Raw genomic sequence first — 14,626 nt, forward strand, 5'->3', positions numbered from 1 at the left:
CGGGGCCGGACAGCCGCCCGGATCGGGAGGGCGCGTCAGGAACGCGCGTCAGGAACGCGCGTCAGGGACGCGGGGCCGGGGCGGGCCGGTCGTGGCCGGGGAGGGCGGCGGTCCTGGTGGGCCACATCCGGGCGATCCCCAGCAGGGTCGCCGGGCTGCCGTGGACCACACCCGGCAGCGGGCAGGGGTCGGCCGGCGGCACGCCGGCCAGCTTGGCGGCCCGGGCCTGGTCCAGCGCGCCGGCCAGCGCGGCCGACACCAGCCGGTCCTCGGGCACCCCGGTCCGCCTGGCGTGCCGGTGGGCCCGCTCGTAGGCGTCCGGCCGGACGTAGCGCTGCAGGTCCAGGATGGCGTCGTAGGTCTCGATGGTCTGCCGGTGTGCCTGGAGCGCCAGCGAGGAGCGCGGTCGCAGCACCTCCCGGAGCCTGGTGCGCTGCGGCCGGGCGAGGGCCACGTGGGGCACGGCCGCCATCAGGTCGCGCCACAGCGGCCACAGCCGCCAGGTGGTCCGCAGCGCGTTCGCCGACCGCAGCAGCGCCGTCGCCGTGGGCACCAGCAGCGACGCCGCCCGCAGGAAGCCGTGCACGCCCATGATCAGCGACAGGTAGGGGAGCAGGTGCGGCGCGCGGACGTAGAGGTGCCAGAGATAGCCGAACCAGAAGACGACGGCGAGGACGCTGCCCACCGCGAACAGCCGCAGGGACCACACCAGGTCGCGGTCCTGGGTGCGCGTGCTGTACAGCCAGCAGACCACCAGCGCGACGGCGTCGCCGACGACGTGGGTGCCGATGAGGATCAGCCAGTAGGCGGAGGCCGGATCGGCCGGCGCCTGCACGGACGCCGGCCCGTCGGGCGGTTCGAGCTGCAGCACGTCCAGAACGAGCAGTGAGCCGAGGGCCGCCGCGAGCCCCACCGTCACGGACCGGCGCAGACGGCGGGTCCGGGTGGGGTCGACCATGAACAGCAGGACCAGCCCGGCGCTGACGACGCCGATCAGATTGCGGCACAGGGAGACCGTGTGGACCTCGGCGCCGGCGCCGGTGAGCCGGTGCACGACCCGGGGCTGGAACAGGGTGATGGCGATGGTCGCGGCCAGGACGGTGAGCCACAGTCCCCGCTGGTGGGGCTGGTGCAGCGCGGGCCGCGCCCGCCAGATCAGGGCGAACCACAGGCTGAGGACGCTCCAGAACCCGGCCAGGGACGCGAGTTCAGTCACCGACATCGACCGTCACTCCCAGGAAGGCGCCGAGCCGGCCGAGGCGTCCGCCCGCGCGGCCGGCCGTCCCGGCGCTCTGGATCAGGCTGGCGATCATCTCGGCCTCCTGCTCCTCGGCGGTCGAGTAACTGGTCCGGGCCATCAGCCGCCTGACGAGATGCGGCTGGAGACCGTCGAGGATCCCGGTGATCGGCCGGCCGTCCCCGGACGTGCCGCCACGGTGGTGGTCGCACAGCACATGGCCGATCTCGTGGAGGATGATGTGCTCCCGGTGCAGGGGAGCGGTCCGGGCCTCGTAGAAGACGTAGTCGGCGTCGTCCGTGCCCAGCCAGAGACCGCAGGCCCCCGCGACCGCCGCCTGCTCCGGCAGCTCCCGCAGCACCAGCCGGCGGCCTCTGAGTTGCTGCACCCGGGCGCAGACCGCGTCGAAGGAAAGAGACCGGTGCACTCCGAGATCACGCAGGATCGCCGTACATCGCCGCTGCAACTCGGCGTACTCGCCCGTTCGCCGCACGTGCTGTGTCACTCTCACTGGTCGTCGCCGCTCGGCTCTCCGTGCCGTCCCTTCCGGCCGGAACGAGGGGGACGTCCCCCCGGGCCGGGCTCGGGGGACATCGCGTTCACCACGGCCAGCAGGGCGTCCAGCCCGGCCTCGGGCAGCCCGTCGGCGCGGAAGGCCAGCGTGCGCACCTTGCTGTTCCCCAGGGCGACGGCGAACTCCATCTGCCGCCTCACCCGCTCGGAGACCTCCTCGTCGGTGAAGTAGTCCGGGGTCACCCCGAAGTGCTCCGCCAGGACCCGGAGGTGATCACGCGTCACGTTCTGCTTCCGGCCCGTCGCCAGTTCCCACAGATATGTGGCCGAGAACGTGCGCCCCGTGCTCTCCCGGATCTCCTCGGCGATCTTGCTGTACGGAGGCCGGTTGCCCCGGTAGTACGCGTTGACGATGTCCTCGAGCCGTCGGGCCAGGGACGACGCACCTGTCGTACCGCTTTCGGCGCTGCCACTGCTCGTCACGTCTCCAACTCCCGGGCGAGAGAAAGCTTCCTGCCCCCAGCGGACAGGGTGTCGCCTCAACCTATGCCTGTCACCGCCCCGTCGGGCACTCGATGGGCAATGTATTCAGGCCAAACAGGGGCGACGGGAAGCGCCAGCGGATCAGTTGACACGCTTTCATCCGCTCAGTACGGTCCCGCTTGCTTGCGCAATCGCACGGTAGCCCGAACGCCTTGCCGGCTGACCTCCGGCGACCCGGCGGCGCCGTGCATGAAGGCACAAGGGGGAAACGCGGCAATGACCAGCGGTGCCGGATCGGCGCTCTACGCCCGGATAGGCCAAAAGCTGAAGCAGGAGATATTGTCAGGCGTTTATGCGGAGGGCGAGTATCTGCCCTCGGCCGGCGAACTCGGAAAAAGATACGGCGCCAACAAGAACACGGTGCTGCGCGCGCTGCGCATGCTGCGCGCCGAAGGGCTGATCGACTTCGGCCGGGGCCGGGGCACGGTCGTGATGCACCCCGGCGGAAGAGCGGACCTCGCCGAGATAGCGGAGCAGCTCCGGCATGTGGTCAACCGGGCCGACGCCTCGGGGATCTCCCGGGCCGCCGTCGTGGCCGCCGTACAGCGGATTCCTCCGGTGGGCGGGCCCGGCGGACCCGGCGGGCCCGGCGGACCCGGCGGGCCCGGGGGACCCGGCGGACTCGGCGGACCCGCCGCGCCGGTGCGACGCGGGCCGGCGGCCCGCGGCCCGTACCGGCGCGGCACCGTTCGATGAAACCAATACGCAGGGTCACGATGACGCCAGGGAAGCCATGTGCCCCCGCCCCGCCCCCGGTTCCCTCCGCATCTTCCCGGCGCGCGGAAAGCGCCAGCTCGCGGCGATCCGCGCGGTCCGCTGCCGCGTAATCGCCGCACCACCACCCAGCGTATCGGGTGTGTTCTTTCATTGCTGCCCGTATTCGCCTCCGTCTAGATTCACCGGTGAGCGGACGGCCGGTCGGGCCACCGCTTCCACTCCTTCTCGGAAGGGAGGTGAAATGCATGGGTCGGAAGATCTACGAGGCGCCGGCGATGTTCATTGCCGGTGACTTCCGATCGGACACCGGATTCCTGCGGCGCGGTCCGCACGAGCCCAGGGTCCGGCTGCCGCTTGCCGCCTAGGGAATATCCAGGAGAACGATGTCGAGCCACGGCGAGAGCTGGTTTCTGGTACTTCCCGACAGCGAGGCCGGCCTCGCCGTGGCCTCGCTTGCGGAAAAACGACTGGGGGCCACGCCGGAAAAGCGCGTGTCCCACGCCTCCGGCCGTCCCTTTCTCATCGGATCCTGGGGCCCCGCGTTCGTCACGGCCACCCGGCACGGCCTGCGGATCGCGGTCATCGGGTGCAGTTCCGCCGACGAGCCTGAGACGGCGCAACTCCTCGCCGGGCAGGGCGATCTCGAGTCCGCCGCCCGCGCCGCACGCTCACTGCGCGGCGAGTTCCATCTCGTCGTCGCGGCCGGCGGGCGGCTGCGGATCCGCGGCACCGCGTCCGGGATGCGGAGGGTCTTCCACGGCGAGGCGGAGGGCACGACGGTGGCGGGCGACCGCGCGGACGTCGTCGCCCGGCTGCTCGACGCGCCCCTGGACGAGGAACTCCTGGCCGTCCGCCTGCTGGACTCCGTCCCCCATCCGCTCGGTGACATGCCGCTGTGGCGCGGGGTGCACGCCGTCCCCCCGGGCTTCCAGCTGGAGCTGCGCCCGGACGGCGTCTCCCGCACACGGTGGTGGAGCCCGCCCGAGCCCCGGCTGGGCCCGGAGGAGGGCGCGGCGCTGCTGCGCACGGAACTCGACGCGGCGGTCCGGGTGCGTACGCGGGTGGCCGGAACCCTCAGCTCCGACCTCTCCGGCGGACTGGACTCCACCGCCGTCTGCGCCCTCGCCGCCGCGGCGGGGGCCGCCCCGGTCGCCCTCACCATGGCCAGCCGCGACCCGGGCGACGACGACCTCCACTGGGCGAAGCTGGCCGCCGCCGGCCTCGACCACGCGGAGCACGTCGTGCTCCCCGCGGACCGGGTCCCGCTGTTCTACAGCGGCCTGCTGGAGGTCACCGGGCCGGTCGACGAACCCGCGCCGACCATTCTCGACCAGCCCCGGCAGCTCGCCGGCCACGACGAGATGCTGGCCCGCGGCTCCGCACTGCATCTCACCGGGATGGGCGGCGACCACGTCCTGTGGGGCCACCCGGCGCACGCACTCGAACGGCTCACCAGGGACCCGCTCGGCGCCCTGCGCCATCTGCGCGGCTACCGGGCGCACAACAGGTGGCCGCTGCGGGACGCCCTGTCGGTGATCGCCGACCGCAGGCCCTACGGGCAGTGGCTGGCCGACAGCGCCGGACGGCTCACCGCCGCACGGGCCGCGCCGCACAGCGCCGACGTGCTCGCCTGGGACGTCCCGCCCCGGATGCCCGGCTGGGCGACACCGGACGCCGTCGCCGCGGCGCGCGACAGGATGCGGCGGGCGGCGCAGTCGGCCGTTCCCCTGGGCCGCACCCGTGCCCGGCACAACGAGCTGAACATCCTCCGCCACGGAACGCGGGTGACCCGCGTCCTGCACCAGGTGGCCGAGCACGGCGGACTGCCCCTGGCCAGCCCGTTCTTCGACGACCGCGTCATCGAGGCGTGCTGGTCGGTCAGGGCCGAGGCCCGGTCCTCGCCCTGGCGGTACAAGCCCCTGCTCAAGGCGGCACTGCGCGGCGTCGTCCCCGCCGCCGTACTGGAACGCGAGACCAAGGGAGAGGCGTCCGCCGACGCGGCCAACGGACTGCGGGAGAACCGCGCCCGGATCGCCGGGCTGTGGCACGACTCCCGCCTCGCCCGGCTGGGACTGGTCGACCCGGACCGGCTCGTCGCGACCACCCTGCAGCCGTCCTCGCCCGAACTCCGGTACGCCGGCCTGGACTCCACGCTGGCCTGCGAGATCTGGCTGCGCACGACCTGAGCGCTGTCGATGCCGTCCACGCCGTTCATGCCATCCATGCCATCCATGCCGTCCATGCCGTCCATGCCGTCCATGCCGTCCGAAAGGGGAGCCCATGCGGCTGAGAGCCGATGTGTCACTGGTGGAGACCGACTACGGAAGGATCCTGCTGGACGGGCGGAGCGGAAAGTACTGGGAGCTCAACCCCACCGGCGGCCTGGTGCTGGACGAACTGCTGTCCGGCGGCGACCTCGACGCGGTGACCGGGCGGCTCACCGCCGAGTTCGAGGTCGGCGCGGAGCGGGCCCGGTCCGACGCCGAGGCGCTCCTCGCGGCGCTGCTCGAGGCGGGGCTGGTCGACCGGTGAGCTTCCAGACCGTACTGCGCCCCCGGTCCGCGGTCTCCCGGCGCGCGCGGCTGGCCGCTCGCCTGGCCGTGGCGGGGGCCAAGCCGCTCACCCGTCTGCCGCCGGACCGCATCCGCCGGCTGCTGACCCTGCTCGCCCGTGGCGCGCGGCCGGCCGGCTTCGAACAGGCGGCGGCCGCGCGGGACGCGGTGACCACGGTCAGCCTGGTGTGCGCCGGTCGCGAGGGCTGCCTTCAGCGCTCCCTCGCGACCGCGCTGCTGTGCCGCGCCCGGGGCACCTGGCCGACCTGGTGCGTCGGGGTGCGCACCGCCCCGCCGTTCGCCGCGCACGCCTGGGTGGAGGCCGGCGGCCGCATGGTGGGCGAGGGCGTCCCCGAGGGCTATTTCCGGGTGCTGATCAGCGTGGCACCGCACGACACGAGGGAGGGAACAGATGGCCGGCACGGCCGAGGATGAACGCGTCGGCGTCCGCGACCTGTTCGCGCTGCTCCTGCGGCGGCGCACGACCGTCGCCTGGGCGCTCACGCTGACGGTCGTCGGCACCGCGCTCGGGCTGCTGCAGCCGCTGATGACGATGCGGCTGATCGACCGGGTGGGGACCGGGCAGCCGCTGCTCGGCCCCGCTCTCCTGCTCGCGGGGCTGTTCGCCGCGCAGGCGTGCATCGAGGGCGCGGGCCAGTTCCTGCTCGACGTGGCCGGCGAGGGCGTGGTCCTGAGGCTGCGCAAGAACCTGGCCGGCCGGCTGCTGCTGGTGCGCGTCGACGCCTTCGACCGCCACCGCGTCGGCGATCTGCTCTCCCGGGTGGGGACGGACACCACCGTGCTGCGCGACATGGTGGCGGGCAGCTTCGTCCAGCTCGTCACCGTGGCCCTCACCGCGGCCGGCACGGCGGGACTGATGCTCTGGCTCGATCCCGTCATGTTCGCCGTCGTCATCGCCACGATCGCCGCCGCGGCGATCGTCGTGGCCGGGGTCATGGCCGGCATCCGCGGGGCCACCGAGCAGTCCCTCACGGACGTCGGCACCATGACGGCCGATCTCGAACAGGCACTCGGCAACATCCGTACCGTGCGCGCCTGCCGGGCCGAACTCCGCGAGGCCGAGCGCATCGGGGCGGACGCGGAGGCGGCCTGCGCCAGCGGGGTGCGCTCCGCGCGCCTCGGCTCCCTCGTGTCGCCGATGATGGAGGTCGCGGTCAACGGCTCGTTCCTGCTCGTGCTCCTCATCGGCGCGGTACGGGTCTCGGGCGGCGACATGACGATCAGCGAACTGGTCGCCTTCCTGCTCTACGCGACCTATCTGGTGATGCCGCTGGCCGGCCTCTTCAGCGCGGTCAGCCTCATCCAGCGCGGCCTCGGCTCCCTCAAACGCATCCAGGAAGCCCTGAAACTGCCCGTGGAGAGCACCCCCGACCCGGCCGAGGTCCCCGGCCCCGGCGCCGGCCCGCTCCTGGAACTGAGGGACGTGTCCTTCGGGTACGGGGACCGCCAGGTCCTGAACGGGGTGTCCCTGCGCATCCCGGAACGCGGCCACCTCGCCATGGTGGGCAGGTCCGGTGCGGGCAAGACCACCGTCACCTCCCTCATCGAGCGCTTCCACGACCCGGACGAGGGCACCGTGCTCTTCCGGGGCACCGACCTCCGGCGGCTGGAACACCGGGCCTACCGGCGGCACGTGGCCCTGGTGGAACAGCACACGCCCCTGCTGTACGGAACACTGCGCCACAACCTCGCCTACGCCGCGCCCGACGCCTCCGAGGACGCCGTCCGCGACGTGCTGGACACCGTCGGCCTCGGCCCGCTCCTGCGGCGCCTGCCCGACGGGCTCGACACCGAGGTGGGGGACCGGGGACTGCGGCTGTCGGGCGGTGAGCGCCAGCGCGTGGCCATCGCCCGCGCCCTGCTCGCCGAGCCCGATCTGCTGGTGCTCGACGAGCCCACCTCGCACCTCGACACCATCAGCGAGGCCGAACTGGCCGAAGCCCTCACGAAGGTCTCCGAACGCTGTGCCCTGCTGGTCATCGCCCACCGGCTGTCGACCGTGCGCGCCGCGCCGCGCATCGTCGTCATGGACGGCGGCCGGGTCAGCTCCGTCGGCACCCATGAGGAACTCCTCGCCCGCGACCCGGTGTACGGGCAACTGGTCGAAGGCCATCTGATCCAGGCGGAGGAGTCGGGCGAGCCGGCGGAGGAGCCGGGGGAGCCGGCGGAGAAACCGGGGGAGTCCGCGCAGTCCCCGGCGTCTGCGGCGTCCCCGAAGTCCGCGCAGGAGCGGGCGCTGTGACCTCGTCCGCGCACGGCACCCGGGAAGCCCGGCGCCACCCACCCGAGTGGACCGCCGCCCTGAAGCGCCTGGACCGGCTGACTCCGCGGGAGTCGGAGGTCTTCGCCCTGATGGCGGAAGGGCTGTCCAACGAGGACATGGCGCACCGGCTCCATCTGACCGAACGGACGGTGCGCGCCCATCTGTCGGCCATTTCCGAAAAGCTGGAACTGCATTCGCGGTTGACTCTCTGCCTGGCGTCCTATGTCTTCCGGAATACTGTCGCCGACGACAATATGTGCCGATGCGGCCGGCGAGCAGAATAGGAATCGCGCAGAAAGTTTCTGCGTGATTCCGCTGTCGGGCGGAATTCCTCACGGAAAGGAAACGACATGGCCGGCAACGAATTCGACCTGGACGTCCGGGTCACCTCGCCGTCCGTGGCCCCGGTGGACCGTTCACCGGCGTCCATCTCCTCGCTCCTCACGCGCTCCGTCTGCACCCGCGTGACCTGCAAGGGCACCTGCACCTGCGTGTGCACCACCAACTGCACCGCGGGGTGCGTGAAGAAGCCCTGACGCCCGGACTCACGTCCGGCAACGGGTGTTGCCGTGGGTTCAGCACGGCAACACCCGTTCCACCGCGACACACGTACGGCCGCGACCCGAGGGATGGACATGCTGGACGACTCGCTCACCGAACGCGCACACCGCGCGGTGCGTCTCGTCGCCGAACGGACCACGACCACCGACCAGGTGGCCGAACTGGCCCTGACCGCCGCGGAACAGGCGGTGCACCCCGTGGGCTGGTACCCGCCGAGCCTCAGTCACGGCCAGGCCGGGACCGCCCTGCTGCACCTGTACGCCGCCCGCGCCGGGCTCGGCGACCGGGAGACCGCCTTCGGGCACATCAGGGAGGCGGTGGCCGGCACCCGGACCGTACCGCTGGAGAACCCGGGCGTCTTCGGCGGGACCAGCGGGCTCGCCCTGGCGCTGGCCGACTGCGCCGCCGACGAACCGCGCTTCCTGCCGAGCCTGCGCCGGGTGCACGAACAGCTCGCCGCCCAGGTCCTGGACACCGACTACCCGGCCGTCGAACGCGCCGTGAGCGACGCCGACTACGACTGGATCGGCGGAGCGGCCGGCGTGCTCGCCTACCTCGCCACGGTCGACGACCCGGGCCCCGCCGTCCGTGAGGCCGTGCACAGGCTCATCGACCATCTGGTGTGGCTGAGCGAACCGGCGCGGTCCGCGGGCACCCCGCGCCGCTGGCTGCTCGTCCCCGACGTCTACCCGCCCGTAGGCGACCACCACGCCCGATACCCCCACGGTTACCTCAACCTGGGCTTCTCGCACGGCGTGCCGGGCGTCGCCGCGGCCCTCGCGTCGGCCGCCGCCGCGGGCCACCGGCACCCGGGACTGGAACCGGCCGTGTCCACCTTCACCGCCTGGATCCTCGGGCACCGGGCCGCCGACGAGTCCGGCCCGCTGTGGCACGACGGCGTGCCGGTCGACGAGCACGGCGAGGAACGGCCCCACACCCACGGCCACGACCGGATCGCCTGGTGCTACGGCACCGCCGGGGTCGCCTCCGCACTGCTCGGCGTCGCCCGCGCCACCGGCGACAGCGGCCTGCTGGCCACCGCGGTCACCGCGTTCGAGGCCGTCCTGCGCAGGGCCGAGCGGGCCGGGCCGCCCTCGCCCACCCTGTGCCACGGACAGGCCGGACTGCTGATGATGTGCCTCGCGTTCGCGCCCTTCAGCCGCCTGGCGCGCGACCGGACGCCCGTGCTGCTCGACCGGCTGCTCGGCCACGCGGACGAGAAGCGGCCGGCGGTGTTCGCCGACCACGAACTGCCCGGACACCTGGTGGACGACCCGGGCCTGCTGACCGGGGCCGCCGGTGTGGCCCTCACGATCCTCGCGGCCCTGAACGACGACCGACCGGCCTGGTTCCGGGCCTTCCTCGTGAGGTGACGCGCATGTCCCGGTACGTACCCGCCGACTTCTACCTGCTGCGTGCTCCCGCGCTGCCCGTGCAGACCTGGCTCGGCTTCATGAGCGACCCGCGGCGGACGGACGAGGCGCTGTTACGGCTGGCCCGCGACCCCGAGGTCCGGCGGGCGGTCTTCGTCGCCAGCGAGGACCTGGCGGAAGGGCTCACGCACCTGGAACGGATGTCCCACAGGAGCGTGGCGCGCCTGCACTCGCGGCTGTGGCGCTACCTCACCCGGATGTCCACCCGGCCCACCCCCTTCGGGGCCTTCTCCGGCGTCGCCGCGGGCACCTTCTCCGACCGCACCACCGCACGCCTGGGCAGCCCGGTCCTCACCGGCGCCCGGGTGCGCGCCGACATGGCGTGGATCCTCGCCTGCATCGAGCGGCTCGAGAGCGACCCGGAGATCTGGAAAGGGCTGCGGATCGTCCGCAACGCCACGGCCCATGTCTGCGGCGACCGGATGGTCCTGCCGCACGCCGACGTCTACGGCCGGAGCGACGCCACCTCGGTGCGCGTGCGGGCGACCCCCGCCGTGCGCACCGTCCTGGACACCGCCGAGCAGCCCGTGACCCACCAGGAGATCGTCGACGCGCTGTCGGCCGCCTTCCCCGAGGCGTCCGCGACGGCCAGGGAGAGCCTGGTGCAGCGGCTGTGGGACCTCAACTTCCTCACCAGCGACCTCCGTCCGCCCCAGACGTCGGCCAGGCCCGAGGAGCACCTGCTCGACCGGCTCACCGCCGTCCCGCGGGCGGCCGACGCCGTCGAGCGGCTGCGCGAGGTCGTCGAGCTGACCCGGCGCGCGGACGACCCGGCCTCGCTCGCGCGGCTGCGCGCCGCCCAGGAGAAGCTCGTACCCGGCTACACGGGCCAGACCTACCAGCTGGACTCCACCGTCGGCCTGCGGCCGGACGAGCTCAACCGGGCCGTCGCCGACGCGGCGGCCGACACGGTGGACGTGCTGATGCGGCTGAGCGCGGCCACCGGCCACGGCATGGCCCATCTGACCCGCTACCGGGAGGAGTTCCTCGAACGGTACGGCCACGGCGTCCGCGTCCCCGTCCTGGAGCTGCTCAGCCCGGACCAGGGCCTGGACGCCCCGGAGTCGTACACCCAGCCGCCCCGCACGGCCGGCCCGCCCGGTACCGCCGGCCTCGAGGACACCTCCTCCTACGACCGTGCCGTCGTGGAGTTCGCACAGCGGGCCTGGCACGACGGGTCCCTCGAGGCGGAACTCACCGACTCCTGGCTCGACCGCCTCGCCCCCGAGAAGTCCCCGGGGCCGCTGCTGCCCACGATGGACCTCTACCTCCAGCTGGAGGCCGCCGACCGGCGGGCCGTCGACCGGGGCGAGTGGCGGGCCGTCGTCCGCGCCGACGGACTCGCCCACGGCGGGCGCACGTTCGGCCGCTTCTTCGACCTCCTCGGCGACCGTGCCGTCGAGCGGCTGCGCGACCTCGCCCGGCGCGAGGAGGAACTCCAGCCGCACGCGGTCCACGCACAACTGGCGTACCTCCCCACCTACGGCCGGGCCGGGAACGTCGCCGCGCACCCGGGCCTGCGCCGCTACGAGATACCCGTCAACACCGGCCCGTCCGTGCCCGCCGACCGGGTACTGCCCCTGGACGACATCCTGGTGGGCGCCGACGACCGCCGGTTCCACCTGTGGTCGCGGCGGCTCGGCCGCGAGGTCGTCGTCACACAGCACCACATGCTCAGCCCGCTGGCGGCCCCCAACGTCGCCCGTTTCCTGCTGGAGGCCTCGCAGGACGGCTGCGTGATGCCCGGCGGATTCCACTGGGGCCCCGTCGCCCACGCGCAGTTCCTGCCCCGGGTGACCCGCGGCCGGGTGGTGCTCCGCCCCGCGGAATGGCGGCTGGACGGCCGCGGCCTCGCGGACCTCACGGCCTGGCGCGAGCGGTGGAGCGTGCCCCGCCACGTCTACCTCGTGGAGCACGACAACCGGCTGCTGCTCGACCTCGACCACCCCCGCTGCGTCGCCGAACTGCGCGAGGAGGTCCGCCGCAAGGGCGGTCCGGCCGTCCTCCTGCACGAGATGCTGCCGGACTTCGCGCACCACTGGCTCAGCGACGACGCCGGGCGGCGGTACACGGAGGAGATCGTCGTCCCCGTCGTGGCGGCCCGCCCCGACGTCGTGGACCGCGGCACGCCCGGCCTCCCCGTGGAGATCCCGGCACGGCGCCACCTGCCGGGCGGCGCATGGTCGTACCTCAAGCTGTACGCCGCCTTCGAACGCCACGACGAGATCATCGCCGGCCCGCTGCGCGAACTCGTCGCGCACCTGCGCGCCCAGGACGTCGTGGACCGGTGGTTCTACATCCGCTACGCCGATCCGCGCCCGCATCTGCGCATCCGGGTGCGCAGCGACCGGCCCTGGATGCTCGGCCGGCTCGCCGCGTGGGGCAAGGGCGTGGTGGACAGCGGACTCGCCCAGGACCTCGCCCTGGACAGCTACTGCCCCGAGACCCTGCGCTACGGCGGCCCCGACACCTTCGACACCGTCGAGGCGTTCTTCGAGGCGAACAGCGACGCCACGGCCCAACTGATCGCCGAGCGCGCGGAGTTCCCGGACATCGCCGACGAAGACCTGGCCATGGCCGCGGTGGACACCCTCCTCGCACAGTGGGGCGTCCCCCTCGCCGACCGCCCCGGCCTCCTCCCCGGCCACGGCGACGACGCCGCCACCCGCGACGACTTCCGCAAGCGACGCGACTACCTGTGCGAACTGCTGCTGCCCTGGGACCGGTCCACCCACGACCGGGGCCGCGACCACCGCCTGCGGATCGCGGCGGCCCTCGCCCCCCAGGAAGGGGCCGTCCGGGCCGTGGCCGCGGCCGTCGGCGAGGCCGCCGCGCGCGAACGCCTCGCGGTGCCCTTCGCCCATCTCCTCGGCAGCCTCGCCCATATGCAGGTCAACCGCCTCCTGCCGGTCGACCGGGCCCGGGAGGACCGCTGCTACGGCCTGCTGCGGCACACCCTGCGCGCCCTGCGCGGCCGGCTGGCCGCCGAGGAGGCCAGGTGATCTGGCTCCGCGTGGTGCGGCTGTTCTGGAAGCTGAGCGCCCGGAAGGTCACCGCGTTCACCGTCGTCTCCGTCCTGTCGGCCGCCGTCCCCGGCGTACAGGTCGCGCTGACGGCGAGCGCCGTGCAGTCCGTGGCGCACGCCGCCGGGGGCAGCGACGGGGCACAGGGCCAGGCGCTGCGGGCGGGCACCGCCCTGCTGCTGATCGCCGTGGCCGGACACGCGCTGGACGTGTGGGGACAGTACCTGGACTCACTGCTCCGCCTGGAACTGACCACCAGGATCGGCGAGCGGGTGATGCTCAAGGGCACCCGGCTCGACCTGGAGCAGTACGAGAACGCCGAGGCGTACGACAGCCTCCAGCGCGCCTTCCAGGAGAGCAGCGGAGGCCGCATCTACCAGATGTTCTCCGAGCTCCTCACCGTCAGCCGCGAGTTGGTCACCGTGGTCTCGGTGAGCGCCGTGCTGTTCACCTGGTCGCCGTGGGTGGCCGCGTTCATCCTGGTGTCACCGGTCCCCTCGGTGATCGCCCACATGATCTACACGCACAAGGCGTACGCCGTCGAGTACGACCGCGCGGCCGACCGCCGGCGGATGTACTACTACCAGTACCTGACCACGACGGACCACTCCTTCAAGGAGGTGCGCCTGTTCCAGCTCGGACCGCACTTCGTCGAGCGGTACCGCGCACTCGCCCGGGAGTTCTTCCGCGTCGACCGGCGGCTGGCCCGGTCCCAGTCGGCCCTCGTGGGCGCGCTGGGGACGCTCAGCGTCCTCGCCTCCTCCGGCGCGCTGCTGTGGGCCATCGCCTCCGCCGCGGACGACGGGCAAGTGGGCCGCCTGGCCGGCTGTCTGCAGTCCATGGGCGCCATCCAGGCCTCGGCGCACGGCATGCTCCTCGGGATCGCCTCGCTCTACAAGGACACGCTCTTCCTCGGGAACCTCTTCGCGTTCCTGGACCTGCCGGAGCGCCGGATCACCGGCGGAAGCCGGCCGTTCCCGGCGACGCTGCGCAAGGGCATCGAGTTCCGCGACGTCAGCTTCGTCTACCCCGGCACCGACCGGCTCGTCCTGGACGGGGTCGACTTCCTGCTGCCCGCCGGGCAGTGCGTGGCGCTGGTCGGCCAGAACGGCGCGGGCAAGACGAGCGTGGTCAAACTGCTGACCCGGCTCTACGAACCGACGGCCGGCCGGATCCTGATCGACGACGTACCGATCGAGGAATACGACCTCGACGACCTCCAGCGCCACATCGGCGTCATCTTCCAGGACTTCATCCGCTACGAGATGTCCTTCCGCGACAACATCGGCTTCGGCCGCGTCGAGGCCCTGGACGACGACGAGCGCATCCGGGCCGCCGCGACCGCAGGCGCAGCCGACACCGTCGTCGCGGACCTCCCCGACCACTACGACACCATGCTCGGCAGACACTTCGAGGAAGGCCGGCAACTGTCGGGCGGCCAGTGGCAGAAGGTGGCCCTCAGCCGGGCCTTCATGCGCAAGGCCCCCGTGGTCGTCCTCGACGAACCCACGTCCGCGATCGACGCCGAGGCCGAGGCCGAGATCTTCGGCCGGCTGCGCGACATCGCCGGCGAGGCCACCTGCCTGATCATCGCCCACCGCTTCTCCACGGTGCGCCTCGCCGACCGGATCGTGGTCCTGGACGAAGGCAGGGTCACCGAGGAGGGCACTCACGACCAACTGCTGGACGCGGGCGGCGTCTACGCCCGGCTGTTCAAGCTCCAGGCAGCGGGATACCTCGGCGAACCCGCCTCTCAGTGAAGG

The 14,626-nt window shown here is 72.9% G+C and carries 14 protein-coding genes; 11 read left to right on the top strand and 3 right to left on the bottom strand.

Features of this window, described 5'->3' with window-relative positions; genetic code table 11:
* Positions 1-61 precede the first annotated feature (61 nt).
* The 3 genes from ACI2LW_RS13655 to ACI2LW_RS13665 are packed head-to-tail and all read right to left on the bottom strand — an operon-like array spanning position 62 to position 2,233.
* Positions 62-1,222 (bottom strand): MAB_1171c family putative transporter, encoded by a 1,161-nt coding sequence (locus ACI2LW_RS13655; protein ID WP_404731355.1) that lies wholly within the window; start codon positions 1,220-1,222, stop codon positions 62-64.
* Positions 1,209-1,730, bottom strand: a complete 522-nt coding sequence (locus ACI2LW_RS13660; protein ID WP_404731356.1) for a regulator component — start codon at positions 1,728-1,730, stop codon at positions 1,209-1,211. Before ACI2LW_RS13660 ends, ACI2LW_RS13655 begins: the two co-directional genes overlap by 14 nt.
* Before the next feature lie 14 nt (positions 1,731-1,744).
* Positions 1,745-2,233 carry a hypothetical protein gene (locus ACI2LW_RS13665; protein ID WP_404731357.1) on the bottom strand — a complete coding sequence of 163 codons (489 nt, stop codon included), beginning with the start codon at positions 2,231-2,233 and terminating at the stop codon, positions 1,745-1,747.
* A gap of 276 nt (positions 2,234-2,509) precedes the next feature.
* Here ACI2LW_RS13665 and ACI2LW_RS13670 point away from each other — a divergent pair, with 276 nt between their 5' ends.
* The 11 genes from ACI2LW_RS13670 (at position 2,510) to ACI2LW_RS13720 (ending at position 14,623) form a co-directional block, all read left to right on the top strand.
* Complete coding sequence (locus tag ACI2LW_RS13670) at positions 2,510-2,989, top strand: GntR family transcriptional regulator (RefSeq protein ID WP_404731358.1); 480 nt, start codon at positions 2,510-2,512, stop codon at positions 2,987-2,989.
* A gap of 266 nt (positions 2,990-3,255) precedes the next feature.
* Positions 3,256-3,375, top strand: a complete 120-nt coding sequence (locus ACI2LW_RS13675) for a keywimysin-related RiPP (protein WP_404731359.1) — start codon at positions 3,256-3,258, stop codon at positions 3,373-3,375.
* Positions 3,376-3,393: 18 nt separating this feature from the next.
* The gene (locus ACI2LW_RS13680) at positions 3,394-5,196 is read left to right on the top strand and encodes an asparagine synthase-related protein (RefSeq protein ID WP_404731360.1); all 1,803 of its coding nucleotides are present in this window, start codon (positions 3,394-3,396) and stop codon (positions 5,194-5,196) included.
* Between the two features lie 94 nt (positions 5,197-5,290).
* Positions 5,291-5,542: a lasso peptide biosynthesis PqqD family chaperone gene (locus ACI2LW_RS13685; RefSeq protein ID WP_404731361.1), complete on the top strand. Its 252-nt coding sequence runs from the start codon at positions 5,291-5,293 to the stop codon at positions 5,540-5,542.
* The gene (locus ACI2LW_RS13690; protein WP_404731362.1) at positions 5,539-5,997 is read left to right on the top strand and encodes a lasso peptide biosynthesis B2 protein; all 459 of its coding nucleotides are present in this window, start codon (positions 5,539-5,541) and stop codon (positions 5,995-5,997) included. The genes ACI2LW_RS13685 and ACI2LW_RS13690 overlap by 4 nt, the downstream gene beginning before the upstream one ends.
* Entirely contained in the window at positions 5,975-7,825 is a 1,851-nt protein-coding gene (locus ACI2LW_RS13695; RefSeq protein ID WP_404731363.1) for an ABC transporter ATP-binding protein, read from the top strand. Before ACI2LW_RS13690 ends, ACI2LW_RS13695 begins: the two co-directional genes overlap by 23 nt.
* A complete protein-coding gene (locus ACI2LW_RS13700; RefSeq protein ID WP_404731364.1) occupies positions 7,822-8,130 on the top strand; it encodes a response regulator transcription factor in 309 nt (102 codons plus the stop codon). Before ACI2LW_RS13695 ends, ACI2LW_RS13700 begins: the two co-directional genes overlap by 4 nt.
* Positions 8,131-8,196: 66 nt before the next feature.
* Positions 8,197-8,382, top strand: coding sequence for an FDLD family class I lanthipeptide (locus tag ACI2LW_RS13705; protein WP_404731365.1), 186 nt, complete (start codon positions 8,197-8,199; stop codon positions 8,380-8,382).
* 99 nt (positions 8,383-8,481) lie between these two features.
* Positions 8,482-9,780, top strand: a complete 1,299-nt coding sequence (locus ACI2LW_RS13710) for a lanthionine synthetase C family protein (RefSeq protein ID WP_404731366.1) — start codon at positions 8,482-8,484, stop codon at positions 9,778-9,780.
* 5 nt (positions 9,781-9,785) lie between these two features.
* Complete coding sequence (locus tag ACI2LW_RS13715) at positions 9,786-12,842, top strand: lantibiotic dehydratase (RefSeq protein WP_404731367.1); 3,057 nt, start codon at positions 9,786-9,788, stop codon at positions 12,840-12,842.
* Positions 12,839-14,623, top strand: a complete 1,785-nt coding sequence (locus ACI2LW_RS13720; protein ID WP_404731368.1) for an ABC transporter ATP-binding protein — start codon at positions 12,839-12,841, stop codon at positions 14,621-14,623. The genes ACI2LW_RS13715 and ACI2LW_RS13720 overlap by 4 nt, the downstream gene beginning before the upstream one ends.
* Positions 14,624-14,626 lie beyond the last annotated feature (3 nt).

This window comes from Streptomyces sp. NPDC004065, assembly GCF_044903565.1.
Classification (GTDB): Bacteria; Actinomycetota; Actinomycetes; order Streptomycetales; family Streptomycetaceae; genus Streptomyces.